Genomic DNA, 25,642 nt, shown 5'->3' with positions numbered 1-25,642 from the left:
CCGACCTCAAGCCGCCCTTTGTAGCAGCTATTTGGATGTCCACTGACCGTGGTACAGCAGTCATATATTATCCGTTACGTCCGTTGCGGAAGATTTATACGGGTGACCACTGAATTACCTATTTCTGCTATGTTTGTCATTGACTACAACAGTAAATTTTAGGATTAACATGATATACAAACTTATTTTTGTTATAGCGTTACAGTTGTTTGCCTATTCTGCTTTCGCAATTCAAATGCCAGATACCCCATTTATTTATTCAGAAGGCGAAGCTGAAAGAGAAGTGCAACCAAACTTAGTTGACTTTACGTTTTACATTAAAACTTTTGACGAAAATCCAGATAAGGCATTCAAAGACTTACAAAAACAAAGTCTTGAACTAAAAGAGTTATTCGATGGAATCGATATTTCTGATGAAAATATTGAGTCATACGATATTGATAAAACTACCGTTCGTGAAACTGATGATAACGGGAGACAGTTAAAGATATTAGGCTACGATGTTCAACAGAAATTTAATCTTAGACTGAGCGATTTAAATAAATATAAATTATTGATGAACAAACTAGTCAGCCTCAAAAATGTGTCTGATTTTTATTCAACGTTTGATGTTGTAGAACGCAAAGATATTGAACAGCAATTAACCATAGATGCTTGTGCCGATGCAAAAACCAAAGCGGAAGTAATGGCAAATAGTACAGGCGGACAATTGGGTTCAGTGTTTGCCGTATCAGAAAAAAGCTTTGGTTCAATCGAGGATGCATTCGGTCTGTCAAGTTCAAATGATAGATTGGACAGAATGTTTAAGAAATCCGCCTACAAAGGCGATTCAATTACTTTTGTTCCATCTTCCATAAAAATTAAAAAAAGAGTTAATGCTATTTACAAATTAAGCGAAAAATAAATGCCATTGACGTAGGCACGCTTAACTAAGGCATCATTGACAGGCAGCAAGTAGCCTCGATGGAATCAAGGATTCGAAGGCCAACACCCTTAAAATTTGCAGAGGTTACTCTGATGACGGATGGTCGACACCCTCGATTCCGCTAACGCTGCATCGAGGCTACGCAAGACCAGCGCCGGTAGTACAATCATAAGCACTATCAGGCAGCTATGCATTCCACTTGGGTCAATGACGCCAAAGTGCGATGGTCAGCTAGTGGCCGATTCAAGGCTCTCAATATCTGGATCGGGTTTACAAATGCATAGCCGGTTAGCAATATACGGCGAGCGGACCGCGAATAGCCTGTCTATAATATGCAAATTGATGATTTTATTGCCGATAAAACCGATGTCCATCTGTCTATCTTACCGCCGCGCTTTATTACTGCTGGTTCAGATAGCGGCGATTGCCATGCTCAGCCAGCTGACTGGCTGCGCCAGTAAGGAAAAAGCACCGCTGACGATGTTGCCCGCTCCCGAAGGCGGCAACCGGATCGCAGCAAATGATGCGCTGCAATTGCAAGGTGCGCCTTATGTTTACGGAGGAGAGTCGCCCAGCCAGGGCTTTGACTGCAGCGGTTTGGTGTATTACGTGTATAACCGTCAGGGCGTGCGCCTGCCGCGCGACACCAAATCCTTAGCCAGACAATTGCCGGCCGTACAGCCCGAGCAAAAACAACCGGGCGATCTGTTGTTTTTCACCACCGAGCGGCCGTTTTCGCATGTGGGGATTTATATCGGCGATGAAAGGTTCGTGCATGCACCGAGTAGCCGGACCGGGCAGGTGATGGTGTCCGACCTCAGACAGCCGTATTGGCGCGAGCGCTTTATCGGTGTGCGCCGACCCGTGGCACGTTATTCCTTGTCGCTGAACGACAGCGATTTCATTGGCTGCCGTCTGAATTAAGCCAGCCAGCGTACCACCGCACCGCGCGATTGCCGGGTCTTCGGCCGCGCCGGCGGATTTTTCCGGTAGCCGAAGGCCACCATATACGCCGCGGACCAGTGTTCCAAGTTCACGTCAGCGTCTTCCGCCAAGATCCGTTCTACTTCCACACGCTCAAAACCTTCTATCGGACAGGAATCGATCCCGATCAGCGCCGCCGCCGTCATCATATTCGCCAGCGGCAGATAGGTTTGCCGGGTTGCCCAGTCGGTCAGGGTGCGTTCGGAACCCAGCAAATCAAAATCGCTGCGCTGAAATTTCTCAATCAAGCCGCTACGCAATTCGATGATGTCTTCCGGAAACTTCTGCACCTCGCGCATGATATGTTGCAGATAGGCGCTGTCGTAGCGCATGAAATGGCTTTTCCGCACCAAGGTCAACACCACATGGCTGGCGGTAGGCAGTTGCTTTTGCCCTCCCCAGGTAACCGCCCGCAGTTTTTCCCGTAATTCCGAATTTTGTACGACCAGAAACTGCCAAGGCTCCAACCCAAAGGAACTGGGCGAGAGCCTGGCAATTTCCAAAATAAAATCGAAATCCGCGCCGGCGATTTTGCGCTCGGCGTCGAATTCCTTACAGGCGTGACGAAATTGAAATGCGTCGAGAATGTCCTGTTTACTGACAGTCATGTTACAAGCTGTCGCCTACTTCACGTTGATAGAACGGCCATTTCTTCACATGCAAATGTTTTCTGATCGGGGTTTTGATCACCGACACGCATAACGCAATCGAGAACAGACACCATACCGCGCAATACTCGTTCGGATCGTTGGTGGTGACGTCGGAAATCCAGGGACCGATCAAATAATGGAAGGCCACAAAGCGCCAGGAACCATAAATGATCGGCAAATAGAACGCCGCCAAAATATACGAAAACGCATGCAAGCCCCAATTAAAGCCAAACAACCAAGTCACGGGTTGCGACATCAATCCGTTCAAAGGCATTTGCCAGGCAATATGCCACTCGCCGGACACCGAACAGGTTTGCACGCCGCAAAAGCCTTCAGTACCGGGAACACAGTCGCCGGCCCAGGCGAACGGATACATCTTGATTAGCATTGCCAACGAACTGATCGCGCACAAGGTGTAAACCGTGGTTCTAATCTTTAATTTGACGCTTTCCGGAATGAAGTACATTGCCACCATGTTCACGAAAAACGGCTGGAAAGCGATATGCAGATAACCGAGCAGGGTTAACACTTGATTATTGGGGTTATCGCACAGATTGATATACACATACGTTGCCGCCTGTAGTAGTTCCATCAGGGCAAAGTAAGTTAACGGAATCCACAGTTCCTTGGATTCGCCTTTGTAAGCCACGTAAACGGCGGTCGTTAAACCTGCGGCAGCCAACACGCCTGACGCTTCTCCACTCCAACACATTGAAAAATACCTTCTTTATTTTAGTTATAGGCATAGACACCTAGTTTGTAAGCGTGCCATCCAACGGCGCTTAAGTTACTGATTTAGATGTCTATGGGTTTTGCTACGGTCCGTCGTAAAGGGCGGGAATTATTACATAAACCGGACTAAATCGCCGGATTTTGGCGGACAGGCTAGTACAAGTCCACCGGATCGACATCCAGCGACCAACGTACCTTTTTGGCTTCCTTCAACGCATAAATGGCGGGTAACAAATTGTCCAGCAAATGATGCAATTCTTTGCGCTGCGGACTCTGCAACAGCAACTGGTAACGGAATAAACCTGCGCGCCTAGCCATCGGTGCCGTCACCGGCCCCAGAACCTGCACTTTGCCGGGATTTAGCTCGCTGATTTTCCGGCAAACCGCCTGTAAAAACTGTTGCGGTTCCTCGGCCTTGCCGGCTTGCACCCGCAGCAAGGCCTGATGACCGAACGGCGGCAAGCCGGCCTGCCGCCGCTCCTGGAGGGCACTTTGCGCGAAAGCCCGATAACCCTTGCTTAGCAAGGTCTCCAGCAAGGGATGTTGCGGATGCCGGGTTTGCAATACCACCTTGCCGGGTTGATCGGCGCGGCCGGCACGGCCGGCGACCTGCACGATCAATTGCGCCAGTCGCTCGCTGCCGTGGTAATCAATACTGAACAGGCCGCTGTCAATATCCAGAATGGCGACCAGCGTCACCCCCGGAAAATGGTGGCCCTTGGCGAGCATTTGCGTCCCGAGAATTATATCGACCTGGCCATCGTTAATTCGCTCCAGATATTGTTCCAGGGAACCCTTGCGTTGTGTGGTGTCCCGGTCCAAACGCACCACCACCTTGTCCGGAAACAAGCTTGCCAGGGTCTGTTCGATACGTTCGGTACCCAAACCTAGCGCCTGTAGTTCGCCGGTTTTACAGGCCGGACACTGTTTGAGCAAGGGTTGTTCGCTGCCGCAGTGATGGCAGCGCAGCAAGCGGTCGGCGGCGTGAATCACCAGATTGGCATCGCAACGCCGGCAGCGCGACACCCAGCCGCAGCCATGGCAAATCTGCACCGGCGCGTAGCCGCGGCGATTGAGAAAAATCAGCGCTTGTTGTTTTTTGGCCAGCGTGGCTTGGATTTCCGTGAGCAGCGGTTCAGACAGGCCGGCTTGCATTCTTTTATTGCGAATATCCAATAACTGAAAACTCGGGGCCTTGGCGTTACCGGCCCGATTAGGCAAATGCAACAGTTGGTAGCGGTGCTGGGCGACGTTCGCCATGCTCTCCAGCGACGGCGTCGCCGAACCCAACAACACCGGGATACCCAAGCCCTTGGCCCTGGCGATGGCGACGTCCCGCGCGGAAAAGCGAAAACCTTCCTGTTGTTTGAACGAGCTGTCGTGCTCTTCGTCGAGAATGATCAGGCCGGGGCGCGGCATCGGCGTGAACAGTGCGGAACGGGTGCCGAGCATGATGGAGGCATGGCTTTGTTGCATGCTCAGCCAGGCCTGCAAACGCTGGTTATCGGTTAATTTGGAATGGGTGGACACCATGTTCACGGCAAAACGCTTTAGAAAACGCTGCTCCAATTGCGGCGTCAGGCTGATCTCCGGCAGTAAAACCAGCACCTGTTTGCCCTGCGCCAACACCTCGGCGATGATCTGCATATACACTTCGGTTTTGCCGCTACCGGTCACGCCCTCCAGCAAGGATACGGCAAAGCGGCCCAGATTGGCGATGACCGCATCGATAGCCGCCTGCTGGTCGGGATTTGCCGGTAACGCGGTCTTAGTGACGGCTAATCCGCCGCCCGGAACGGATTCTTGCGCCGTGACCAAGCCCTTATCGAGCAAGGCTTTCAACGCCGGCTTATAGGCGCTAAGCGCGGTACCTGTCATCGCACTCCCGGTGGCCTGCAACAAAGCCAATAGTGCTTGTTGCTTGGGTGCGCGGCGTAATTGTTCCGGGGAAACCAGCCGACCCTGCGGGCTGAGGCCGAAACAGGGTTGGTGTTGCAGTAAAGCCGGCCGGCCTTGACGTAAGGCCACCGGAAATGCGCAGGCCAGCACTTCACCGAGCGGGTGGTGATAATAGCGGCTGGCCCAGCGTAATAACTGAATGTCTGTGTCCGCCAATAGCGGCTGGGTATCCAGAACGGCGATAGCCGGTTTGAGTTTATCCATCCGGACGCTGGAATTGTCCGCGACCGCCAGCAAAATCCCTACCTGCTGGCGCTTACCGAAGGGCACCAACACTCTGACACCTGCTTGCAATGCGGGCACATTAACACCAAGTGGCGGCAAATAATCGAATAAGCGGTCCAGCGGAACTGGCACGGCAACTTTCAAAATTAAATTGCCGGAAGTGTCACAGTTAGGCATGTCTCGTGATGTTTTTTTGATATTAGCCGGCTAAGTGCTTAACAGGATTGAGGAATCTGAGTTACCCACAAAATCTGTGGATAACTCTGTGGATAGGCTTTTGAGAGAATCGCTTAGTGTCGGTTTTTATTACACATTTGTTAAATTGTGCAAATTTAAGCCAGCTGATTTGCCAATTATAAATCAATGACTTACGCAAAAAATTAATCTGTGTTAAATATCGCAGGCGCTATCGCAATGCCGCGCAGGCTATGCTCCGTTTTTGTGCATAACCTGTTGCGAAGCTGTATCGATTCGACGCGGTAACTGCTGCAGTTGCAACAATTGGGTGCCGCGAAAAAATCAGGGAGCTAACACCGGCGACTTTTGACATGGCTGTACCTATTTGCGAATCCCGTAGCTAGACGGCATCGGCATCGTTAAAAAACTGTAGGCCCGCCCAACCCGCCAACAACAAAAACGCGAATAAGGTCCAGGCCGGAATACTCAGGCCCAGCAAGGTCCAATCGACTTTCGCGCATTCGCCGGTGCCGGTCAGCATCAATTTGATCGTATCCGCCAGCGGGAAATGTTGAAACACGTATTCCAGCCCCGGACTGCATTCCGGCACCTCTTCGGGCGGCAGATGTTGTAACCAGACATGGCGGGCCGAAACACTGGCGCCAATCAGCGCCGCAGCCGCACTGCACAGCGCGTAAACTTTGCGGCCGCGATTATGCAAGCCGGCGATTAAAAAAATCACGCCTGTCGCCAGAATGGCCAACCTCTGCGAAATACACAGCGGGCAAGGCTCCAACTCTTCAACAAATTGCAAATAGGCGCCAACCGCCAACAGCGAAGCGCAGGCAGCAAACGCCAGGAAAAAACCAATACGCGGACTAAATTTTAAAAAATTCATTTTCTATGTCTTGAATTAATGGTGCGAATGTTTGGATACCGCTAATAATATCGGATTTTCGCAGAACGACGTCCTATGGACTCGTCATGCTAAAGGAGAAACAAAGCCGTCCGGCTTGACTGCAAGTACCGAACAGAGGATACCGTTAAGGATGACTTCGGCAGTGTTGCCGATGATCAGGCCTTTGATACCGGTACGCGCTACTGTCCCCATCACGAGTAAATTTACGTCAAGCCTAGCCGCCAAAGCGGGAATATCGTCCCGCGCACTCCCTCTGATCAGATGAAGTCGTGGCGATAAGTAATTGTAAGCCTCATCGCCTATCCAATGCCGTAATTTCACCGCCAAGTCATCGAGTCCGGACTGATAGCGGGCTCTTTCGGCTTCAATCTGTGTTTCGACGGTTTTATAGGGAATTTCGCCTGCCCACGCGCTCAACATCGAGTCCCAAACATGCACCAGATGCAATTCCGCGAAATCGGAGAGCGCCACCGAGCTGGCGAGTTCCAAAATTCTGCGGTTCAAGCTGTCGTCTGTCCCGTCCGCAGACCACGGATCGAAATCGACGGCGGCCATGATTTTGGCATAATTGGCTTTTTCTGCCGGCCGCATCAACCAGACCGGGCGCGGACATTTACGCAACAAATGCATGTCCGTACTGCCGAACAAATGGCCTTGAATACCCTGGCCGCCCCTCGCCAATTTGATGACCAAGTCATGGTCGCCATCCAATGTCTGACGTACGATTTCGATAAATGGGCTGCCAATCCGGATTTGCAAATCAACGGGATTTACGCTGCTATAGCCAAGCATTAACGCCTCTAGCTTATGGCGTTCCTGCTCGCGCAACTGCATGTCGATCTGCTCCGGGGTAAAAAGATCAAGCAAAGCCCCCAGACGCGGTTGTTCTACGACATGCAAAAACGTCAATCTGGCTTGGTTGTTTTCCGCCAGAGCAATCACCCGCGCAATAGCCAGACTCTGATCGACGGCAAACTCGGCGACATACAGGATGTTTTTGAAACGTTTCATAGCCATGGTATTGAGATCATAGAAATAGCCGAACCGGTTCCATTCCGGCTATATTGTCCAGGCAATCGAACTCGCCATTTTGGTAGCGGATGTGCTCCTTATGCGAAATATTGCCGTTTTCAGCATGCTGATGCAGCTCTGCTCCAGCATTAGACTTTACCGCGTCGCGCTGAGCGAGGCAATCGCCCTTGTTTACCGGCACGGAACAATTCGGCGTGGGACATAAGGCGCTATTTCGGACGGGACAGAAAAGGCCGGTCCGGGCTTGCAAGATAGCTTATTTACCCATACATCATGAGCACGATGAATAATTTTCCCAATTATTCACCACGAAGCACAGCGTAGCCTTTCCAGCGGGAGAGGGCGCAATTTCTCAGCGATTTGTAGCATTTTGCGATTCGCTGAATAGTTACTAATTTTCTAACCCTTACCCGCGCATAAATTGCAACCACAAATAGACCATGAATCCCGGATTACAGAGAATCACCCATGCCCTCCATTGAATTAGTCAGCCTGGTTGGCGCCAGCTTGTTATTAATCAGCGTGTTTTCCAGCAAACTGGCCAGCAAAGTGGGAATTCCCTCGCTGCTGTTTTTTCTATTGACCGGCTGGCTGATTGGCGAATTCGGTGGACCTGAACTTCATAGCCCGGAAATTGCAAAGTTTATCGGCGATTTTGCGCTGATTTTTATTTTGTTTACCGGCGGTCTTGACTCGCATTGGCCCAATATTCGCCCGGTTTTGTGGCAGGGATTGTGCCTCTCCACGCTAGGCGTGTTTATCACCATGCTGCTACTGGGCAGTTTTGCCTGGTTTATCCTCGGCTCGTTCAGCACGTTTTCGCTGGGGGTGCACGGCATCACGCTAACCCAGGGCCTGCTGCTGGCCGCCATTGTCTCTTCCACGGACGCAGCTGCGGTGTTTTCCGTGTTGCGCTCCAGTCAAATCGTTTTAAAAGGCAAGTTGCAACCGCTTCTGGAACTTGAATCAAGCAGCAACGACCCGATGGCAGTGTTGCTGACAGTCACCTTGCTCAACTATTCGACCGGGGGCGAATCAGCCTTTCTGGAAGGCGGCATGTTTCTGGTGTTGCAACTGCTGATAGGTGTGGGCGTTGGGTATGGCGCCGGTCGTTTCATGGTCTGGCTGCTTAATCGCTTGGGCTTAAGTTCGGCCGGCCTGTATGCCATCGCCTCCATAGCATTGGTGCTGCTGACATATAGCGGCGCTACGTTTATGCATGGCAATGGCTTTTTGGCCGTTTACGTGGCCGGCATTGTGGCCGGGAACCGGGAAGTTACCCACCACCATTACATCAATGCCTTCCATGACAGCTTCGCCTGGCTGATGCAGATCATTATGTTTTTAACCTTGGGCATGCTGTCGGTACCCTATCGCGCCGAATTGTCGTCCTTGGCCAGTGTGGCCGTGGCGATCAGTTTGTTTCTGATGTTTGTAGCGCGCCCGGTCAGCGTCTTCATCAGTTTACTGTGGGCCAAGATCAGTTTTAAGGAAAAGCTGCTGGTGTCCTGGGTGGGCCTGCGCGGTTCCGTTCCTATCGTACTGGCAACGTTCCCGTTGGCGGCCGGCATCAAAGAAGCCGGGGAGATTTTTGTCCTGATCAGTTTTATTGTGGTGATGTCGGTGTTGATTCAGGGTTTTTCGCTAGCGGCTTTGGCGCGCTGGCTGGGATTGGCGGAAAAAAAATAAAATCGGCAGGGCGCAGTTCAAGTGCCGGCTAGATTTTACAAAACTCATTTTCGACGTCTTTCTTAAACGCTCTAATTTCCCGCGAGGGCCCCAATATCACCAATATATCGCCAACACTCAAACGGCGATCAAATTCCTCTGCTACAAAATGCAGGCGTTCGCTGACTTGTTTATTGACGATACCGATCAGTATCAAATTGTACTGCGAACTTAAATGCAGCTGGCTGACATGGGCATTCTCCAGATAGCTGTTTTCCGGAATCGCCACCTCGGCCAGATGTAAATCGTGTCTGCCGAATACAGTGTGATCGAAAATATCATTAATATCCGGCCGCTTCAGCATATCGTGAATTTTGCGCCCGCAGATTTCATACGGGTCGATAATCTTGTTGGCGCCCGCCGCTATCAGTTTTTCCGCCGACTCCGGACTGTCGACAATCGCCACGATATTCAACGCCTTATCCAGTGCCCGCGCTGATAGCGTCAGAAATACATTTTCCGAGTCCGTGTCGAAAAAGCAAAACAGCGTATCGATATGCGCACCAATGCCGATCAGCTTCAAATCGTCGTCGCTACGGAAATCGATATTGGCGGTTTCGAAGCCGTTTTCCCGCGCCAGCGCCGCTTTGGCCGGGTCGTGATCGATCACGGTAATTTGATAGAGCTCTTTGTCCAGCCGGCTAATGGCCTCGAACGACAGCCGGTTGTAACCGAATACGGCGATGTTTTTCATTTGGGATGCCTGCTGAATAAACGGCGCTGTTCCACCTGATCCCGAAAATGATCGATACCGTACTTACGGCCCAATAACACCAGCATGTCGCCGTGCCGCAGGATAAAGTCCACTTCCGGATTGAAATAAAAATGTTGCTGATTCACCTGGTATTTATTCTTGTGTTTCAGATGAATCGGATTGTCGCTGATCACTCCCAACAAGGTGAGCTTACGCTGCTGCAAATCCAGTTGGCCGATTTTTTGATTATCCAGCGGCGACTTTTCGCTGACCAATACCGACTCCATCACCGTCTCGGTTTGATTATGCAAAATGCCGGAGATGGCCTCGAAAGCAACGGGCTGACCGACAAATTCCGCCGCCAGCAATCCGGCAATCTCAAACGGCCTGATGACATTATCAGCGCCGGCCTGGTAGAGCTTATTGACGTTGTCATGCCGATTGGCACGGGAAATTATGCGCAGGTTTTTATTCAAGTGCCGGCTGGTTAAGGTCACGTAGACGTTAATCACATCGTCGCCGGTGATGCACAGGATGGCACTGGCACCGCGGCAAATACCGGCGTTGATCAACACTTCATTGTTACTGGCATCGCTTTCTATCGCCAGATAACCGCGTTTCTTGGCCAAATCAATCCGCGCCGGCACCCTATCGATGATTAAAAATTTTTGTCTGTCGTTGTGTAAATGCCGGGCAATTTCCTGTCCTACCCGGCCAAAACCGCAAATGATGATGAAATTGTCATAGCGGTCCAGTTCGGCGTAGGTTCTGGATTCACGCACCGACAGCATTTTCTCGCTGAAGGCGGCAATCAGGATGGAGGTGAAGAACGACAACACGCCCAAGCTGGCCAATATCAAAAAAATCGTCACCCAGCGGCCGCCTGTGGTCTGCGGGGTAATGTCGCCAAAGCCCACCGTCGCCAAAGTCACGATGGTCCAATAAAAGGCGTCGAATAAATTATGGATGCCGCTATCGGTGGCCTGATACTCGAACATGTAAATCGACACGCTGGCGATAAACACCAAAAAGCAGGTGAAGATCAACAAGGTCATCAATTCGAAGCGTTTGCTCGCCAAAGCGTCGGCGAACAATTTGGCGCTATTGGAATAGCGGAATAGCTTGAACAGCCGGAATATGATGAAGATACGCAGGATCGCCAACGGCCGGTAGCTGGGCAAAATGGCCAGAATATCGATAATCGCAAACGGCGAGGTGATGTACTCAATATCCCTGACGAAGGCTTTGCGAAACACCCCGAGCAGATTGAAATCCAGATTCAAATACAGCGCTTTCTCGTATTCCTCGATAATGACTTTATAGGTGTCCGAGTAAATCCAACCCCTGATCAGATATTCGATGATGAATATCATCAAAATCGCCAGCTCGAAATACCCCCCCATTTTGCTGTCTTCGTGCTCTATATCGTAAATCAGAAAAATCACGCTCAAAATCAGCAAGCCGATCATTGTCGCGTCGAAATATTTCTTTTTGCGGCTATGGCTGTTTTCTAACAAATCGTAAAAAAACAGCTTGGCTCTGCGATACCCGTCGGCGGATTTGAGGTAATAAGCGCAATAAACGATGAGTTTGGCTAGCATGTGGGGTTATTTCTTAAATTCGATCACTTTGCTGGAGGGGTTTAAATTGATTTCGTCGATGACGCAATGCGGGCCGGCTTGCAGGATATAAGACACCGCGTCGGCAATATCCTCCGCCAGCAAGGCTTGGCCGGACTGTTTGCCGGGGGCGAATGACAAGGTAGCAAAAAATGCGGTATCGACCATGCCCGGATTAACCAAGGACACCCGCACCGAACTTTTACCGCACTCGTCACGCAAGGCCTGGCTGAAGCCGCGTAAGGCAAATTTGCTGGCGCAATAGATGCTGCCGTTGCGGCTGCCTTTTAACGCGGCTTCCGAACCGATATACACCAGGTTGGCATGGGCTTTTTGCTTCAGTTTCGGTAACAACGCCCGCGTCAGATAGGCTTGGGCGGTAAAGTTGACGGTCATCAGCGTCTCGATTTGCGCGTAGGAAAACTGCTCCAAACCGCCAAATTGGCCGTAACCGGCGGCAAATACCACCGCATCCAAGGCCGGGAAATCGCTTTGCAGTTGCTTGGCAAACGGCGGCACGTCAGCCAATTGCGCTAGATCCAGCTCGCGGCCGATAAAATGGGGGTGATGTTTGGAAAACTTCCGGCAGTCGCGCGATGTGCCAATCACGTGATGCCCTTGCGCCAGCAATTGCCGGGCAATCGCCCGACCGATGCCGGAACTGGCGCCGGTCACCAATACCGTGCGCTTTACAGTGTGCATGGAAAATAGGCGCTGTGCGGGATGTATTCCAGCAGCATTTGCGCGCAATCGGCCATCATCGCCTGCTCCAGGTCGGCGCGGTAAGACACCATGCCGGACGCGGTTTGCAGCGGGCTGGCGAACAATCTTTCATCCGGATATAGCTTATGCATTTTTTTGAAATATTGTTCCGGCAAACGAAACACCCCCAGACTGACAGAGTGCAGGGCTTGGGCATCGATGGCCGCAAAGACTTGCTCGAACAAGGCCCGGTATTGCTGCCGATAGTCGTGCTGATAAATCAACGGGTCGAAACGCAAACCGATTTGCCAGCCTTGTTGCTGCAATTTGGCGGCGGCTTCGATGCGCTTGGCTACGTTTGGCGCCTTGGCTTCCACTTTATCGGCTACCGCATCCGGCGACAGGCTAAACGCCACCACGCAGCGCGGCACCACCTCACGGTTTAATAGGCTTCTGATCTGTGTGCTCTTGGTACGCAGCTCCAGCCAGGCATTGGGTAATTCGGCAAACACCGGCAAAAACTGTTCGGCAAAATCGGTGACCGGTTCAAAAGCCAAGCTATCGCAATCGTAACCCGAGAAAAAATACACATCCTGATCGGGCGATTGCAGACAGGTCTGGCGAATCTGCTCCTGAAAGTCCTCGTAATTCACAAACAACACATAATTGGCCGACTGGTACATGCCCTGTAAAAAACAGTAACGGCAGTCGTACAAGCAATTGAGCATGTGCGAAAAGTAATAATTGCGCTGGCCGCCGATACCGTAACCGGCCGGCGCCGGCAACACGAACTTTTGGTATTTTTCCGCCAGAATCAGCGCCGGATGTTGCTTTTGTAAGCGAAAGTTTTGCGCCTTTGGATTAAACACCTCACCGTATCGCTCACAAACCACCGTCCGCGCTTGCGGAAAACGCCGCCGAATCGTCGCTACGCGCGGGTGCTGCTCGATAGCGGATTCGATGTATAGCGTGTCTATCATGATGGCTGAATGCGGCAAAAGGCGGGAGAGCATTATAAATGATTGCCGGCGACGGGGCGCCAGCTTGCGCCCGATAAATCTGCAAATCGGCGCGTTGCGGCCACTTGTCGCAACTGCCCGGCGCAAATGGTCCGTTGCCGGCACGCTAAATCCGTTATGATGGCGCTTGAAAAGCAATAACGTTTTTCAATTGGACCCAGTAGGAAAAAAGATACTTCCCATCAGCATGGATTTGCTTCAAGCCTTTTGCCGGCTATATGGCAAAGGGTGCTGTACCGGTGCTACTTCACGACGAACTTAGGCCCATAAGTTGCCGGTGCAAAAAATCTATTCTGTGATGACGTGTTTTTTAGGGCATTGGACCTATTAACCATCACACAAAATCTACTTAATGAAATTATTTACAAAAGCAGTTTTAACGCTGTCATTGGCAGCATCTTTGAGTCTGGTCAACGTTTGTGCCTTTGCTGCTGAAGAAGCGCCAGTTGCAGCAGCACAATCAGGCGCCGCAGGCATTATCGCTCACATCGAAAAAGCGATGGTTGAAGTCAGCAAAAGCGATTTCTCCGCCGCGCAGATTCATCTGAAAGCCGCCAGAACCAGTTCCGAAGCGATTGCCGGCAACTCCGAAGCCGCGAAAAAAGCTCACGCCTCTTTGATGCAAGGACAGATCCAGTCTAAAGCCGGTAACGTAGCTAAAGCGACTGAAGAATTGACCAAGACTATCGAACTGTATAAAGCGCTGTAAGGCTTGAACAGGGCTGGGCTGTTATGTCGGTCCAGCCTAATTCAGGGGCAAACCATAGCCCCTACATCCCAAAATAGGCATAGCCGGTCACGGCTATAACGCCGATTCCGACAATCTTGATCTTATCCACCAGCGCTTGCTGGCTCCAAAAATAAAGACAACTGGCTTTTTTGCGGCACCAGAAGGCTATCAGGCTATTGCCGGCCCGCCGACAATGACGGGGAATAATGCGCCAAAGGAAGTACAAGCCAATCAGGCCTAGCGTACACAGAATGTAAAAAACGATGACTTGGGTAGTATGCGTATCAGTATGGAATGCGTGTTCTATGACATGATCCAGATTATATTCGGCATACTCGAACATCAAGTGTGCCACATGCAAAACCGCTTCGAGAACATGATGGACCAAGCCCATTAACAACCCGAATGCGGCATCCGGCATGGCCAGAATTAATAAGGCCAGGCTTAACAGCAGGCCGTTCACGGCCCGCTGTTGTGTTTTGGTTTTGTCGATATGCTTGTTTAACAGCGCCGTGTCTTCAGGCGTCAAATTGACGAATTGGGCGCCGATTAAATACGGATAACGGTCGTTTTCGTAAGGGTTGCTGGGCTTGCAATACACCACCTTACAGCAGGTCATGATTGCGGTCATATTGGATAACAGCAATATTCGCAGCATTAGATAATCGCCGGCTTGCAGCGGCTCTTGCGCAGTAAAAGCGATACCGCTGGCGCTGATATTGACGTTGAGCGTGTCGTTTTCCTGGCTTTGCGAATCGGGTAGCGCTTCAGGCGAGACGGTATCGGGCGGATTGCTGTTGCCGAGTAAATCATGGAAATTTTCCGGCGCTTGCATTTGTCCATCATGATCAAGCTTGCGATAGAACAGATTGGCTTGCTCATGGATGCGAAAAGCCACTCTGCGATTCAATTTCTTGCCGTTTACCTTAGCCATATTCATCAAACCCTAAAAATCGCCTGTTACGTACTGTCGATGATAGTCCAAGACCGTAAACTCTCAATCCGCATGAAAATAACCCGGACGCAGATTGGCGCGTTTGCTCAGGTGTCGTCTTTACTGACCCACTGTTTTACGGCAGGCGCCTGGTAACTGACATAGCGGTCCAGCAACAAATTTGGGTCGGACTCGACCATTAACATGCCGCGGTGATGCGGTTTGACGAATTGCTCCGCCGTGACGTGATCCAGAAAGCTGATTAAGGCATCGTAATAACCCGCCACATTTAACACGCCGCAGGGCTTTTGGTGAAAACCTAGCTGCGCCCAGGTCCAAATCTCGAATAACTCTTCAAGCGTGCCGATGCCGCCGGGTAGTGCGATAAAGCCGTCCGCCAGTTCGGCCATCAGCATTTTTCGCTCGTGCATGGATTGGGTGACGTGCAATTCGGTGAGGTTAGGATGGGCAACTTCCTTGTGCGCCAAGGCTTTAGGAATAACGCCAATGGCCTGACCGCCGAGCTTTAACACCTGATCGGCCACCGTGCCCATGATGCCGATGCCGGCGCCGCCATAAATCAAGCGAATGTTGTGATCGACCAGTGCGGCGGCCAAGGCTTGCGCGGCCGCGCCGTATGCTTCGATCCGGCCCGCGCTGGAACCGCAATAGATGCAAATGCTGTTTATCGTTGTCATGTCGGGTATGCCGGAGAATTAGGGTGGCTTATATTCGGTGGAAAACCATGACGCGGCAAGACGAAATTTACTGCCGCCCCATGCACGGGCAACTGCCGGCATGGTCGCTCAGCGGTGGTTACTGATAGAATTAGGCTTTTTAGTCAGACAGCCATCATGCGCCTAATCAGGGGTTTAAATCATCTTGAGCCGTTACGCGACGGCTGTGTGTTGACCATAGGCAACTTCGACGGTCTGCATCTTGGACATCAGTTGGTCATCGAAAAGCTGGCCGAGCATGGCCGGCGGTTGAATTTGCCAACGGTGGCAATGGTCTTTGAACCTCAGCCGTTGGAGTATTTCCTCGGCGACCACGCACCCTCCAGACTGACCCGGTTGCGCGAAAAAACCATTCAGTTTGCTAAATTACCGGTCGATGAATTGCTGGTTTTACCCTTTAACCGCAGCCTGGCCGATTGCGATGCGGAGCATTTCATTCGCGACATTTTGGTCGAGCGCGTGCGCGTCAAGCATTTGGTGGTCGGTGACGATTTTCACTTTGGTAAGGCGCGGCGCGGCAATTTTGCGCTGTTGCAGCATCGCGGTCAGGAGTATGGTTTTGCGGTGGAAGATAGTCATTCTTTCGAGCTGGCCGGTTTGCGAGTCAGCAGTACGCTGATTCGCGATGCCCTGGGCGAAGGCCAATTGGAGCAGGCCAAGCTGATGCTGGGCCGGGATTATTCGGTCTGCGGCCGGGTGGCGCATGGCGACAAACGCGGCAGGGAGTTGGGCTTTCCTACGGCCAATGTGCGGATGTTTCGGAAAAATACACCGGTCGTGGGCGTATTCGCGGTGACGATGACTGGTTTGAATGGCAACGAGTATCAAGGGGTCGCCAATGTCGGCACCCGCCCCACCTTCGACGGTGGCGCTAAAGTGGTCTTGGAAACGCATTTATTCAACTTCAATCAAGACATTTATGGGCATTACGTGGAAGTGCATTTTAAAAAGAAGCTGCGCGACGAAATCCGTTTTGCCTCGCTGAGCGAATTGAAACTGCAAATCAGCCGGGATGTCGAACAGGCTCAGCAGTTTTTCAGTGACACATTGGATATGAAATGATTAACTCCGCAAACTTCCCGGCATCGCCTTGTGTCCGTAACTGTTGTCTGAACGACGACGATATTTGCTTGGGCTGTTACCGCTCACTGGATGAAATCCGCCTGTGGTCTAGCGCGGACACGCAGACTCGCGAACTGTTTTTGCAGCAGGCTGCCGAGCGGCGTAGCAAGATTTTGCAGGCCACTCGGTTGAGGTCTGTTTATGTCGAACAGTTGCCGAAAGCTTAAGCGCTACGCCGCCTTTGTAATATCGGCCTGACATCCAGCCAAGCGGCAATGCCTATATAAGTAGCCAAGCCCAGGCTACCGGCCAGCCAGACATTCACCTGATAAATATCCAACACGTAGCGGTTGGCAAAATATAGCGCCAAACCCAATGCAAAATAACCGGTGATCTTCATGAGCGGATAGCTCACCGGATAATAGTGCCGGCCCAAAGCCCAAGAGCAAACCACCATAAACAAATAACAAGCCAGCGTTGCCCACGCCGAGCCGACATAGCCCCAAATCGGTATCCAGCAGATATTCAAAACAATCGTCAGGCCGGCTCCGGCCAGCGATACCCAGGCACCCAAGCCGGTGCGGTCGCTCAGTTTGTACCAGACTGACAGATTGACATAGATCCCCAGCAGCAAATTAGCCATCAGTAATATCGGCACCACCTCCAGGCCCACTCGATACTCTTCGCCGATAAAATACTTGAACAGGTCGATGAATAGCATCACCACTAAAAAGATAAACACCCCGGCAATCACAAAATACTGCATCACCAGTGCATAAGCGCGTTTGGCGTCTGCGCGACCGGCATAGGAAAAGAAAAACGGTTCGCCGGCGTAGCGAAAGGCCTGCACGAACAAACTCATCAAAATCGACAGTTTGTAGCAGGCGCCGTAGATGCCCAGCATCTGCAGATTGGTAGGCAAATCGTACGGCAGCAAGACTTTCAGAATCGCCCGGTCCAGCATTTCGTTGACCATGCCGGCAAAGCCGATAATGACCATGGGCAAGGAGTAGCGTAGCATCGGCGCCAATACTCGCGGATCGAGCTGAAATCTTACCGCGCGAAATTGCGGCAGTAACAGCAGCAGCTTAAAAACACTGGCGGCTAGATTGGCTAAAAATATGTAACCCACACCCAGTTTAGGGTCGTAATAGGCAGCCAGCTCGCTATCAGGCCAAAGGCTTTTCAATTTGGGCCAGACCAGCAAAAACAACAGATTTAGGGCGATGGCGATGAATATCTCGGTCATTTTGATGCCGGCGAAACGCCAGGCCCGGTTTTCGGCACGCAGCCGGGCAAATGGCAGTGCCGACAGGGCATCCAGCGCCAGAATCCAACCGAACCACAACAAATACTCCGGATGCTGCGGATATTGCAGCCAGTCGGCCAATGGCTGTTGCCAATAGTAGATTGCTGCGATGAAACCGAGATTGGCGATCAACAAAAAGCTTAAAGCGCCGCGGTAAACCTCGTCGCTGCTAAACTCCGGCCGCTGCCGAAACCGGAAATAACCCGTCTCCAGACCCAGTACCAACAGCACCGCAAAAAATCCGGCATAGGCGTAAAACTCGGAGACCACGCCGTATTCGCCGGCGCTGAAGGTGTAGGTGTACAGCGGCACCAGCAGATAATTCAAAAAACGGCCGACGATACTGCTGAGACCGTAGATGGCGGTTTGGGAGACGAGTTGGCGTAGTGAGCTCAAGTGCGCTTAAGTCCAAAGAATGATGGGACCTCCGGGTGAGGCCTAAGGTAGCGATATTGTAAGTCAGTTGTGGGCAGCGTGGCTTATTAACCCGGCCCTATTTATCCCCGGCGCCCCGTTCGGGCTGGACTCGTCGAAGCCTAAGGCGGTTGGCCCTTAGATAGACTCAGTACCCTCAGGACATCAAGACGAGCAGTGTTAACAGGATGGTTCCGCGTGGCTTAGACTTTGCTCAATCAGAATGTTTGCAGCCGCCGAGGCGGTGCGCATTGCTCCCGACTGCCGACGCATCTGTTCACTGACGATGGCTCCGGAAATTAACATGGCCAATTGCCGGGACAGTTGCTCCGGGTCCTGCGCGCCGGCTTGCCGAGCCAAATCGGCCAATATTGCCCGGAAGGTATCGGAAAATTCGGCGGCAGCCAATTGCACCGGGTTGGAGGCTTCCGCAAATTCGGCGGAAGCATTGATGAACGGACAGCCACGAAACTCCGGGCTGGATGATAATTCATCGAATACCGCAAACACCGCCAGCAACTTTTGCTTGGGTCCGCTGGCGCGCTGTTCCATACCGATAAGGATACGATTCAACATGGCCTCCCGGCTTTTGCTTAGATGCGCCAAGACTAGATCGTCTTTTGACGGAAAGTACTTATACAGACTCATTTTGGTGGTGCCGGCGGCTTTTACTATTGCATCGACGCCGGTGGTCTTGATGCCTTGGCTGTAAAACAACGCAGAGGCAGTTTGCAAAATGTGATCTTGGAGATTACGGGCCATAATTTAAGTACCTGGAAAAAACAGCTTGCAACTATACAGACCGGTATGTATTATTTCAATAGACTGACCGGTCTGTTATAGCGCAGTCTTTAATTCAACTACTGGAGATTATTCGATGATTACTTTGTACGGCGTGGCAATCAGCAACTATTACAACAAAGTCAAATTTGCGTTGATGGAAAAGGATATAGCATTCATCGAAGAGTTTACCCCGCCCAGCCAGAGCGAAGAATTGTTACTGCGTTCGCCGTTGGGAAAAGTCCCGTTCATCAAAACCAGCGACGGTTATCTATCCGAATCGCAAGCGATACTGGAGTATCTGGAAGATGCATTTCCAGAACATCCGCTGTATCCGGCCGATGCTTATGAGCGCGGCAAATGCCGGGAGTTTATCCAACATCTTGAATTGAACGTCGAACTGATTGCGCGCCGCCTGTATGGGGAGTTTCTGTTCGGCAACACCGTATCGGCAGAAACCAAGGACGAAGTCAGAGCCAAGCTCGATACCGGATTAAAGGGCTTAGCCAAACTGCTGAAATTATCGCCCTATGCCCTGGGCGACCGTTTCAGTACGGCAGACATCGTGGCTTGGCCGCATCTGCAATTGGTGGGCTTTGCCACCCAAAAAATCTACGGGGAGAATTTGGTGAATACGCATATTCCGGGCATTGAAGCTTATATACAACTGATCGAAAGCCGGCCGCACGCGCAAATCGTCGGTGCCGACCGGGCAAAGGCGTTAGAAGCCTTTTTTCGGAATAAATAGGCCCCGCTCTGCTATTCCTCAGGTGATTTAGCACAAGACCCTCTTATCACTTTCTGGCATTAAGCCGTCGGCGTAATGATGCCGACGGCCATTCCCATAGTGATTTGCGTATTCCGATCAAATCAGTTAAGGCGGACCGACCGAGTGGAGTCCCTGCTGCGCTAGGGCTTCGGCGCCTGCTATTCAGGACATTTACGCATAGACCAATTCAGAATTAATTGTCTATACTTCGCTTCCTAACGGCTATCACAATTTGTTTTCGAACATTTAGCGGGAGCCAAGATCCGCAACCTTCAATTTAGGAATTTACTCATGCGACTATTAGCCACTGAACCCGCCAGTATTGCGAAAATTTTGGATGCCAGTATCAAACTGTACTCGGCCTGCTTCAGCAGACTATGGGGCATTCTTTCAATACTTGCCGTGCTGTATATCGCCATGGGTTTGCTGACTGCAACTTTGCAGCCCGATCCGGCCGCACCACAGACTGCGGCGCTGGAATTATTGTCTGAAAACCTGTCACTGATATTAGCGTTTGTCATGGTTTTCTCCTTGGTGTCTTTCGTGCTCTATGCCGCCCTTATTTACCGCTTGGATAATGTGACCAATGAACGGGAAGACAGTTTTTCCGAAGCGATAACGGCCGGATTCAGAGCCTTTCCCTCGATGTTTTTTGCCGCGTTCCTGTATATGGTTGCGATAATCCTGGGCTATATCTTGCTGCTGATACCGGGCTTGATCGTGACCTTATCGCTGATGTTTTATCTCTATTTCATCGTCATCGACGGCCTTGGCGGCTATAGAGCTCTTAGAGCCAGCCACTCTTTAGTTTGGGGGCATTGGTGGCGGACTGCGACAATCTTTACCGTACCGATGGTCATCTGGATGGCGGTACTGTTTGCGCTGGGGTTTTTGATGGCCTTTCTGGCGCCGGCAGACAATCAAGTCTTGATGCAGATTTTGATGAATTTATTGTCGGTGTTTTTCATGCCCTATTTTTTCGCGCTGGGTTACGTGCAGTTTCACGACTTGAAGTTGCGTAAATCGGGCAGCGACCTTGCCTCTCGCCTAGGCAGATAATGCGGTTTGCTGCTTTACTGCTGTTGTGTCTGGCCGGCTCATCCCAGGCGCAAGACAACAGCTTACAAGCCTGCCTGAACCTTGCCCGGCAACAATCCGGGCAACAGCTAGATATAAAAAAACACTGTCCGGCTCTGTTCAAGGAATTGGCAAACCAGGGCCTGCTGACCAGTTTCGATCCACCATTAACTGCCGGCGTTAGCGCCACGCAACTGGCGCTTTTAGCCGACAGCCTGAATAATTCTGGGACCATCCGCCAGGAAGGCCTGACGCTATTGTTAGCTGAAATTTTGATCACGCCAACCGACGACTCGCAAGCGAATTGGTGGCAAGCCGTCCTGAACTGGCTGAATAGCCTCAAGCCGGCGGACCATGAAGACCAATACCAGCAGTTGCAGCGCTGGCTCGCGGCCTTGAAGCCATCGCAACAAGCGGCAGAGATTATCATCTACGTGTCGATTGCCTTATTGCTGGCGCTATCGGCCTGGCTGGTGATTAGCGAGTTGTATCAGGCCGGGGTTTTTCGCAAATTTGCCGGCAAGCGCCAACCCGTCACTCCCGCCGATAAGCTCGCTGAAACGCAATCATCGGCTTCGCATCCGGCGATTAAGACCTTAACACCGCAAGAGCAAATCGGCGCCTTGCTGGCGCAACTGATAAACGCACTAATCCAGCGCCAACTGCTTCCGGCCGACCCCAGCCTGACCCATCGGCAACTCGTTAGTCACTTTCAACAACAAGCCCGACAAGCGGACTCGGCATTTTCCCGTTTGGTCCGCCAAGCCGAACCCTTGCTTTACGGCCATCGCCCTGTTGATGCGGACTTGGTCGGCAATTACCGGCGCGAGGTGCAGGCGCTATTGGGCAATTTGCGCTCATGAAAGAACGCCTGATTACCCTTCTAACCGCACTGGCGGCATTGGCGCTAGTGATTTTGTTGTTGTCGCCGCGCCATCCTGAAGCGCAAAAGCCGCTATCGCTGCCGACCAGCGAAGACCGCGGAGCAGATGGTCTGAAAGGGCTTTTTAGCTGGCTACAACGCGAAGGACTGAATGTCGTCAGTTTTCGCAAACGCTACAGCGATCTGCATAAGGACAAAACCCTTCCGGAGCACGGCAATGTAATGATTGCCAGCATGCCTGCTTCCAAAGAGATCCGAGAAACGGAGTGGCCGGCGCTGGCGGACTGGCTGGAGCAAGGCAACACGCTGATCATTCTGGGCGCCGTGTATCAACACCCGGGTTGGGCCTCTGCCGAGGATTGCTTTTGCGATGTTAAGGATTTTTTGTTGCGTTACGACTGGAACCTAGATTCGGCCGATCAGCAACACGAGCCAAGCGACTCGGAAGCAGAGCATGATAAAACCCTGCAAAGCACTCTAAACACCCTACAAAACAACCTCAAAGACGCTCTTCCTCAAGACAGTCGGTTGCTTGCTCAATCCTCGCATCCCCTGTTACAGGGTGTAACTAGCCTACAGACCCAAACCTCGGCAAACTTGTTAAAGGCCGCATGGACGCTGACCGGCAGCGAGTCTGAGAATCTCTCGCTGCGCTTGCTGTCCGAGCGCGATAGCCATCTCACCACCGCCTGGTGGATGAATGCCGGCGCCGGCCGGATCGTGTTGCTGCTGACCCCGGATTTGTTTAGTAACCAGCGGTTGGGGCAAGCAGACAACGCCCGGTTTATCGGCAATCTACTCAAACAATCGCTGGCGCCGGAAGGGCGATTGCTGTTTGACGATTACCATTTCGGTTTGTCCGAACTCTACGATCCCGAGCACTTTTTTAAAGACCAACGGCTGCATAAAACCTTGTGGTGCTTTGGCATATTCTGGCTGCTTTACGTGGCCGGCTACACCAGCCGCCTGGCGCCGGTGCGCCAAACAGGCAGCCAACTGTCCACTCGGGATTTCATCAATGTTACCGCTGAATTTTTCGCGCGCCGCCTGAACAAGCCTGTATTGGCCGAGGCCCTGGTCAAGCATCTGTTGGCGGATATTCATGCTCGGTGGGGAATGCGCAGCGAAGCGGAAGTCTGGCTTTGGCTGGAACAGCATAGCCGGGTAAGCAACGGCCAGATCAAGCTATTAAAACAGGCGTTGGCTAAACAACGTCTTTCATTACTGCGTTTATCCAACACCATTACTTACATCAGGACAGTCACGCTATGAGCAACAACGCGGCGCAAAATTTGGATCTTCACCTGCGGCAACAAATAGGCAAGGTGGTATTCGGCATGGATGAGGTGCTGCACGGTTTGATCATCGCCTGGATTGCCGACGGCCATGTGCTGCTGGAGGGGGCGCCGGGCCTCGGAAAAACCCTGTTGGCCAAATCGCTGGCGCAATTGATCAGCGGTAGTTTCGGACGCATCCAAGGTACCGCCGACCTGATGCCGTCCGATATTACCGGTCTGCATATATTCAACACCGAGGCTAACAGTTTCGAATTCGTCCCCGGCCCGTTGTTTAACGAAGTAGTGCTGGTCGACGAAATCAACCGTGCCGGCCCCAAGACCCAGTCGGCATTGTTGCAGGCAATGGAAGAAAAACTGGTGACGCTGGATAGAAAAACCTACCCGCTGGCGGACAATTTTTTTCTGATTGCCGCCCAAAACCCCTTCGATTTCGAGGGCGTTTATCCCTTGCTGGAATCGCAATTGGATCGCTTCCTCGTGCGTCTGGATATTGCTTATCCGCAAATGCCGGCGGAGGTGGCGGTGCTCAGGCACTACGATAAACCGGGCGGCGGGCACGGCACGGCGTTGCAACAAATCCAAGCCCTGCCCGATACGCTGCTGCAGCAAGCGCGCCAAGAGGCCGCCGCTGTTCATGTTGAGGACTGTTTGTACCATTATGCCATCATGCTGGCGGAAGCCAGCCGCAACCATCCGCGATTAAGCCTGGGCCTGTCGACCCGCGGCGCACTTGCCGTGATGCGCTGCGCACGGGTCGAAGCGGTTCTGGACGGCCGCGATTTCCTGATCCCCGATGACATCAAAGCGGTTGCGCCGCTGGTAGTCGGGCATCGGTTACTGCTCAGCTCCGAGGCTATGCTAGAAGGCTACTCCACCATTCAAATCTACCGGGAAATCGAAAACCAGGTCGCCGTTCCCCGCAGTGCGGAAAATCGTTAATGTCGATATCGCGTTTGACACTGCTGCTGGCCGGATTGATTGTTCTGCTTGCCATCGTCGGTATCTGGAGCGGCGATCCACTGCAAGGTTTCTGGCGATGGCCGGCAGCCTTGCTGATTACGCTGATGGCTTGGGAGCGCTTCAAGTTGACGGACAATATCGAGTTGCATAGGCAAGTCTCGGCCACCTTGGCGTTGGGCGAGTCGGTTGGCTACAGCGTTCAAGTCAGCAACCGGGCCGGCTCCAAGGTCCGCTTCGAAACCCAAAGCGACTACCCCGCCGCCATTGTCGGCGACAACTCGTTGCAGCGTTGGCTACTGGGCGCGCATGAAACCCAAAGCCGGCAGTTTTCGATTACACCCACCCGCTTGGGCAGCACATCCTTGGGCCGTTTGTATGTAAAACAGCTGGGCGCGTTCGGCTTGTGCTGGTGGTCGCGGCGGATAGACGACGACATCGCAATCCGGATAGAACCCGCCCGGCTGAACAACTTCGTAGACCTATCCGGCATGCAACAGCTTGGTAGCCGCGGCAGCTCCCAGGCCCGCAGTAGCGGCGTTGAATTTTTGGATTTAAGCGATTATCGGCGCGGTGATTCCCTGCGCAGCGTGGACTGGAAGGCCACGGCCAGGCGCGGCAAGCCCATGGTGCGGCACTTCGAACGCGAACATTTGCTGGAAATTGTGGTGCTGATCGATTGCGGCTTGAGCAGCCGCCTGCAAAGCGAACACATGGATCGCTTACATCATTACATTAACGTCGCCGCCAAATTGACGGAATTCGCCAGCTACCAAGGCGACCGGATCGCCTGTCTGGCCTACGCCCAACAAACCGTCGATAAAACCCCTATGGCCGGCGGGATGAAATCGGTCCGGGCCATACGCCAGTTGTTGAGCCGACTCACAGTCTTTAACGAGAACGCCAATGCCCTCAATGCCGCACTGGAGGTCAAGCAACTGCTGAAAAGGCGCGGTCTGGTGATTTTTCTGACCGAACTGGAACAGCCGGAAGCCGCTTTGCAGCTAGTTCAGGCCGGAAAATTGCTTTCCACCAAACATCAAGTCTTGGTCGCAACTCTGGATGAGCCGGCGATTGGCGACAACCTGAAACAAAGCGGGCTCTATTGGCAGGACCCGTATCGGAAATTCGCCATTCTGGAATACCTGCGCGGCCGCGAATTGACCCGTAAGCGTTTACAGGGCAGCGGCGTAGCGGTAACCAGCGCCACCGCACAGAATCTGGACCGGCGGATACTGGCTTATTACCGGAACAAGCGCGACACCATCGCCGCAGCCTGATAACGGATGCGATTACCAACCTGTATAAACAACCAAACTGTTTTTAA

General features: G+C 52.2%; 25 protein-coding genes. 12 read left to right on the top strand and 13 right to left on the bottom strand.

The annotated features are described in order from the left end of the window. The first annotated feature begins 169 nt into the window (after nt 1-169). Entirely contained in the window at nt 170-904 is a 735-nt protein-coding gene (locus ACH5Y9_RS21650) for an SIMPL domain-containing protein (protein WP_445367557.1), read from the top strand. Nucleotides 905-1,291: 387 nt separating this feature from the next. Beyond that, complete coding sequence (locus tag ACH5Y9_RS21645) at nt 1,292-1,849, top strand: C40 family peptidase (RefSeq protein WP_445367556.1); 558 nt, start codon at nt 1,292-1,294, stop codon at nt 1,847-1,849. Here the strand turns inward: ACH5Y9_RS21645 and ACH5Y9_RS21640 are convergent. The 5 genes from ACH5Y9_RS21640 to ACH5Y9_RS21620 all read right to left on the bottom strand — a co-directional run bounded on the left by ACH5Y9_RS21640 (nt 1,846) and on the right by ACH5Y9_RS21620 (nt 7,588). Then, nucleotides 1,846-2,517 carry an NAD(P)H-dependent oxidoreductase gene (locus ACH5Y9_RS21640; protein ID WP_445367555.1) on the bottom strand — a complete coding sequence of 224 codons (672 nt, stop codon included), beginning with the start codon at nt 2,515-2,517 and terminating at the stop codon, nt 1,846-1,848. The two genes, ACH5Y9_RS21645 and ACH5Y9_RS21640, sit on opposite strands and share 4 nt — an antisense overlap. Before the next feature lies 1 nt (nt 2,518). After that, nucleotides 2,519-3,271, bottom strand: coding sequence for a DUF5765 domain-containing protein (locus ACH5Y9_RS21635; RefSeq protein ID WP_445367554.1), 753 nt, complete (start codon nt 3,269-3,271; stop codon nt 2,519-2,521). Between the two features lie 173 nt (nt 3,272-3,444). After that, complete coding sequence (locus ACH5Y9_RS21630; RefSeq protein WP_445367553.1) at nt 3,445-5,652, bottom strand: primosomal protein N'; 2,208 nt, start codon at nt 5,650-5,652, stop codon at nt 3,445-3,447. A gap of 400 nt (nt 5,653-6,052) precedes the next feature. Continuing rightward, nucleotides 6,053-6,550: a disulfide bond formation protein B gene (locus ACH5Y9_RS21625; RefSeq protein WP_445367552.1), complete on the bottom strand. Its 498-nt coding sequence runs from the start codon at nt 6,548-6,550 to the stop codon at nt 6,053-6,055. A gap of 84 nt (nt 6,551-6,634) precedes the next feature. After that, nucleotides 6,635-7,588 carry a universal stress protein gene (locus tag ACH5Y9_RS21620; protein WP_445367551.1) on the bottom strand — a complete coding sequence of 318 codons (954 nt, stop codon included), beginning with the start codon at nt 7,586-7,588 and terminating at the stop codon, nt 6,635-6,637. A gap of 483 nt (nt 7,589-8,071) precedes the next feature. Between ACH5Y9_RS21620 and ACH5Y9_RS21615 the strand changes: the two genes are divergently transcribed. Beyond that, nucleotides 8,072-9,292 (top strand): potassium/proton antiporter, encoded by a 1,221-nt coding sequence (locus tag ACH5Y9_RS21615; protein ID WP_445367550.1) that lies wholly within the window; start codon nt 8,072-8,074, stop codon nt 9,290-9,292. A gap of 28 nt (nt 9,293-9,320) precedes the next feature. Here the strand turns inward: ACH5Y9_RS21615 and ACH5Y9_RS21610 are convergent, their stop codons facing one another. The 4 genes from ACH5Y9_RS21610 to ACH5Y9_RS21595 are packed head-to-tail and all read right to left on the bottom strand — an operon-like array spanning nt 9,321 to nt 13,326. Further along, nucleotides 9,321-10,025: a potassium channel family protein gene (locus tag ACH5Y9_RS21610; protein ID WP_033156927.1), complete on the bottom strand. Its 705-nt coding sequence runs from the start codon at nt 10,023-10,025 to the stop codon at nt 9,321-9,323. Next, on the bottom strand, nt 10,022-11,626 hold the full coding sequence (locus ACH5Y9_RS21605) for an NAD-binding protein (RefSeq protein WP_171697149.1): 1,605 nt from the start codon (nt 11,624-11,626) through the stop codon (nt 10,022-10,024). Before ACH5Y9_RS21605 ends, ACH5Y9_RS21610 begins: the two co-directional genes overlap by 4 nt. Before the next feature lie 6 nt (nt 11,627-11,632). Further along, nucleotides 11,633-12,346, bottom strand: coding sequence for an SDR family oxidoreductase (locus ACH5Y9_RS21600; protein ID WP_445367549.1), 714 nt, complete (start codon nt 12,344-12,346; stop codon nt 11,633-11,635). Further along, on the bottom strand, nt 12,334-13,326 hold the full coding sequence (locus ACH5Y9_RS21595; protein ID WP_445369914.1) for an SPL family radical SAM protein: 993 nt from the start codon (nt 13,324-13,326) through the stop codon (nt 12,334-12,336). Before ACH5Y9_RS21595 ends, ACH5Y9_RS21600 begins: the two co-directional genes overlap by 13 nt. Before the next feature lie 391 nt (nt 13,327-13,717). On the opposite strand from ACH5Y9_RS21595, the gene ACH5Y9_RS21590 reads away from it, so the two are divergent. Beyond that, nucleotides 13,718-14,074: a hypothetical protein gene (locus ACH5Y9_RS21590; protein WP_445367548.1), complete on the top strand. Its 357-nt coding sequence runs from the start codon at nt 13,718-13,720 to the stop codon at nt 14,072-14,074. A 61-nt stretch (nt 14,075-14,135) separates the two neighbouring features. Here ACH5Y9_RS21590 and ACH5Y9_RS21585 read toward each other — a convergent pair whose 3' ends face one another. Continuing rightward, entirely contained in the window at nt 14,136-15,029 is an 894-nt protein-coding gene (locus ACH5Y9_RS21585; protein ID WP_445367547.1) for a PilZ domain-containing protein, read from the bottom strand. Between the two features lie 107 nt (nt 15,030-15,136). Beyond that, on the bottom strand, nt 15,137-15,727 hold the full coding sequence (locus ACH5Y9_RS21580) for an LOG family protein (RefSeq protein ID WP_445367546.1): 591 nt from the start codon (nt 15,725-15,727) through the stop codon (nt 15,137-15,139). 156 nt (nt 15,728-15,883) lie between these two features. Here ACH5Y9_RS21580 and ribF point away from each other — a divergent pair, with 156 nt between their 5' ends. Both ribF and ACH5Y9_RS21570 read left to right on the top strand, forming a co-directional pair. Then, nucleotides 15,884-16,828, top strand: coding sequence for a bifunctional riboflavin kinase/FAD synthetase (ribF, locus tag ACH5Y9_RS21575; RefSeq protein WP_445367545.1), 945 nt, complete (start codon nt 15,884-15,886; stop codon nt 16,826-16,828). Then, on the top strand, nt 16,825-17,055 hold the full coding sequence (locus tag ACH5Y9_RS21570; RefSeq protein WP_171697125.1) for a DUF1289 domain-containing protein: 231 nt from the start codon (nt 16,825-16,827) through the stop codon (nt 17,053-17,055). Before ribF ends, ACH5Y9_RS21570 begins: the two co-directional genes overlap by 4 nt. Here ACH5Y9_RS21570 and ACH5Y9_RS21565 read toward each other — a convergent pair. Then, a complete protein-coding gene (locus tag ACH5Y9_RS21565) occupies nt 17,052-18,533 on the bottom strand; it encodes a polysaccharide biosynthesis protein (protein ID WP_445367544.1) in 1,482 nt (493 codons plus the stop codon). The genes ACH5Y9_RS21570 and ACH5Y9_RS21565 overlap by 4 nt on opposite strands. A 198-nt stretch (nt 18,534-18,731) precedes the next feature. Then, nucleotides 18,732-19,313, bottom strand: coding sequence for a TetR/AcrR family transcriptional regulator (locus tag ACH5Y9_RS21560; RefSeq protein WP_445367543.1), 582 nt, complete (start codon nt 19,311-19,313; stop codon nt 18,732-18,734). Nucleotides 19,314-19,428: 115 nt separating this feature from the next. On the opposite strand from ACH5Y9_RS21560, the gene ACH5Y9_RS21555 reads away from it, so the two are divergent. From ACH5Y9_RS21555 to ACH5Y9_RS21530, 6 genes are all read left to right on the top strand, one after another. Then, nucleotides 19,429-20,079: a glutathione S-transferase family protein gene (locus ACH5Y9_RS21555; RefSeq protein WP_171697122.1), complete on the top strand. Its 651-nt coding sequence runs from the start codon at nt 19,429-19,431 to the stop codon at nt 20,077-20,079. A 312-nt stretch (nt 20,080-20,391) separates the two neighbouring features. After that, nucleotides 20,392-21,159, top strand: coding sequence for a YciC family protein (locus ACH5Y9_RS21550; RefSeq protein WP_445367542.1), 768 nt, complete (start codon nt 20,392-20,394; stop codon nt 21,157-21,159). After that, nucleotides 21,159-22,040: a DUF4129 domain-containing protein gene (locus ACH5Y9_RS21545; RefSeq protein WP_445367541.1), complete on the top strand. Its 882-nt coding sequence runs from the start codon at nt 21,159-21,161 to the stop codon at nt 22,038-22,040. The genes ACH5Y9_RS21550 and ACH5Y9_RS21545 overlap by 1 nt, the downstream gene beginning before the upstream one ends. Further along, nucleotides 22,037-23,332, top strand: a complete 1,296-nt coding sequence (locus ACH5Y9_RS21540) for a DUF4350 domain-containing protein (RefSeq protein ID WP_445367540.1) — start codon at nt 22,037-22,039, stop codon at nt 23,330-23,332. The genes ACH5Y9_RS21545 and ACH5Y9_RS21540 overlap by 4 nt, the downstream gene beginning before the upstream one ends. Continuing rightward, complete coding sequence (locus ACH5Y9_RS21535) at nt 23,329-24,297, top strand: AAA family ATPase (RefSeq protein WP_445367539.1); 969 nt, start codon at nt 23,329-23,331, stop codon at nt 24,295-24,297. Before ACH5Y9_RS21540 ends, ACH5Y9_RS21535 begins: the two co-directional genes overlap by 4 nt. After that, nucleotides 24,297-25,595, top strand: coding sequence for a DUF58 domain-containing protein (locus tag ACH5Y9_RS21530; protein ID WP_445367538.1), 1,299 nt, complete (start codon nt 24,297-24,299; stop codon nt 25,593-25,595). The genes ACH5Y9_RS21535 and ACH5Y9_RS21530 overlap by 1 nt, the downstream gene beginning before the upstream one ends. Nucleotides 25,596-25,642: the final 47 nt, after the last annotated feature.

It is taken from the genome of Methylomonas sp. BW4-1 (assembly GCF_052474385.1).
The sequence above is the reverse complement of the archived record's forward strand: the minus strand, read 5'-3'. Positions and strand labels throughout refer to the sequence as shown.

Coding starts and splice junctions, on each gene's coding strand:
- ACH5Y9_RS21600 (WP_445367549.1), bottom strand. CDS start 12,346: ATGCACACTGTAAAGCGCACGGTATTGGTGACCGGCGCCAGTTCCGGC.
- ACH5Y9_RS21625 (WP_445367552.1), bottom strand. CDS start 6,550: ATGAATTTTTTAAAATTTAGTCCGCGTATTGGTTTTTTCCTGGCGTTT.
- ACH5Y9_RS21590 (WP_445367548.1), top strand. CDS start 13,718: ATGAAATTATTTACAAAAGCAGTTTTAACGCTGTCATTGGCAGCATCT.
- ACH5Y9_RS21550 (WP_445367542.1), top strand. CDS start 20,392: ATGCGACTATTAGCCACTGAACCCGCCAGTATTGCGAAAATTTTGGAT.
- ACH5Y9_RS21580 (WP_445367546.1), bottom strand. CDS start 15,727: ATGACAACGATAAACAGCATTTGCATCTATTGCGGTTCCAGCGCGGGC.
- ACH5Y9_RS21615 (WP_445367550.1), top strand. CDS start 8,072: ATGCCCTCCATTGAATTAGTCAGCCTGGTTGGCGCCAGCTTGTTATTA.
- ACH5Y9_RS21530 (WP_445367538.1), top strand. CDS start 24,297: ATGTCGATATCGCGTTTGACACTGCTGCTGGCCGGATTGATTGTTCTG.
- ACH5Y9_RS21585 (WP_445367547.1), bottom strand. CDS start 15,029: ATGGCTAAGGTAAACGGCAAGAAATTGAATCGCAGAGTGGCTTTTCGC.
- ACH5Y9_RS21595 (WP_445369914.1), bottom strand. CDS start 13,326: ATGATAGACACGCTATACATCGAATCCGCTATCGAGCAGCACCCGCGC.
- ACH5Y9_RS21635 (WP_445367554.1), bottom strand. CDS start 3,271: ATGTGTTGGAGTGGAGAAGCGTCAGGCGTGTTGGCTGCCGCAGGTTTA.
- ACH5Y9_RS21605 (WP_171697149.1), bottom strand. CDS start 11,626: ATGCTAGCCAAACTCATCGTTTATTGCGCTTATTACCTCAAATCCGCC.
- ACH5Y9_RS21640 (WP_445367555.1), bottom strand. CDS start 2,517: ATGACTGTCAGTAAACAGGACATTCTCGACGCATTTCAATTTCGTCAC.
- ACH5Y9_RS21535 (WP_445367539.1), top strand. CDS start 23,329: ATGAGCAACAACGCGGCGCAAAATTTGGATCTTCACCTGCGGCAACAA.
- ribF (WP_445367545.1), top strand. CDS start 15,884: ATGCGCCTAATCAGGGGTTTAAATCATCTTGAGCCGTTACGCGACGGC.
- ACH5Y9_RS21650 (WP_445367557.1), top strand. CDS start 170: ATGATATACAAACTTATTTTTGTTATAGCGTTACAGTTGTTTGCCTAT.
- ACH5Y9_RS21645 (WP_445367556.1), top strand. CDS start 1,292: ATGTCCATCTGTCTATCTTACCGCCGCGCTTTATTACTGCTGGTTCAG.
- ACH5Y9_RS21555 (WP_171697122.1), top strand. CDS start 19,429: ATGATTACTTTGTACGGCGTGGCAATCAGCAACTATTACAACAAAGTC.
- ACH5Y9_RS21570 (WP_171697125.1), top strand. CDS start 16,825: ATGATTAACTCCGCAAACTTCCCGGCATCGCCTTGTGTCCGTAACTGT.
- ACH5Y9_RS21540 (WP_445367540.1), top strand. CDS start 22,037: ATGAAAGAACGCCTGATTACCCTTCTAACCGCACTGGCGGCATTGGCG.
- ACH5Y9_RS21545 (WP_445367541.1), top strand. CDS start 21,159: ATGCGGTTTGCTGCTTTACTGCTGTTGTGTCTGGCCGGCTCATCCCAG.
- ACH5Y9_RS21610 (WP_033156927.1), bottom strand. CDS start 10,025: ATGAAAAACATCGCCGTATTCGGTTACAACCGGCTGTCGTTCGAGGCC.
- ACH5Y9_RS21560 (WP_445367543.1), bottom strand. CDS start 19,313: ATGGCCCGTAATCTCCAAGATCACATTTTGCAAACTGCCTCTGCGTTG.
- ACH5Y9_RS21630 (WP_445367553.1), bottom strand. CDS start 5,652: ATGCCTAACTGTGACACTTCCGGCAATTTAATTTTGAAAGTTGCCGTG.
- ACH5Y9_RS21620 (WP_445367551.1), bottom strand. CDS start 7,588: ATGGCTATGAAACGTTTCAAAAACATCCTGTATGTCGCCGAGTTTGCC.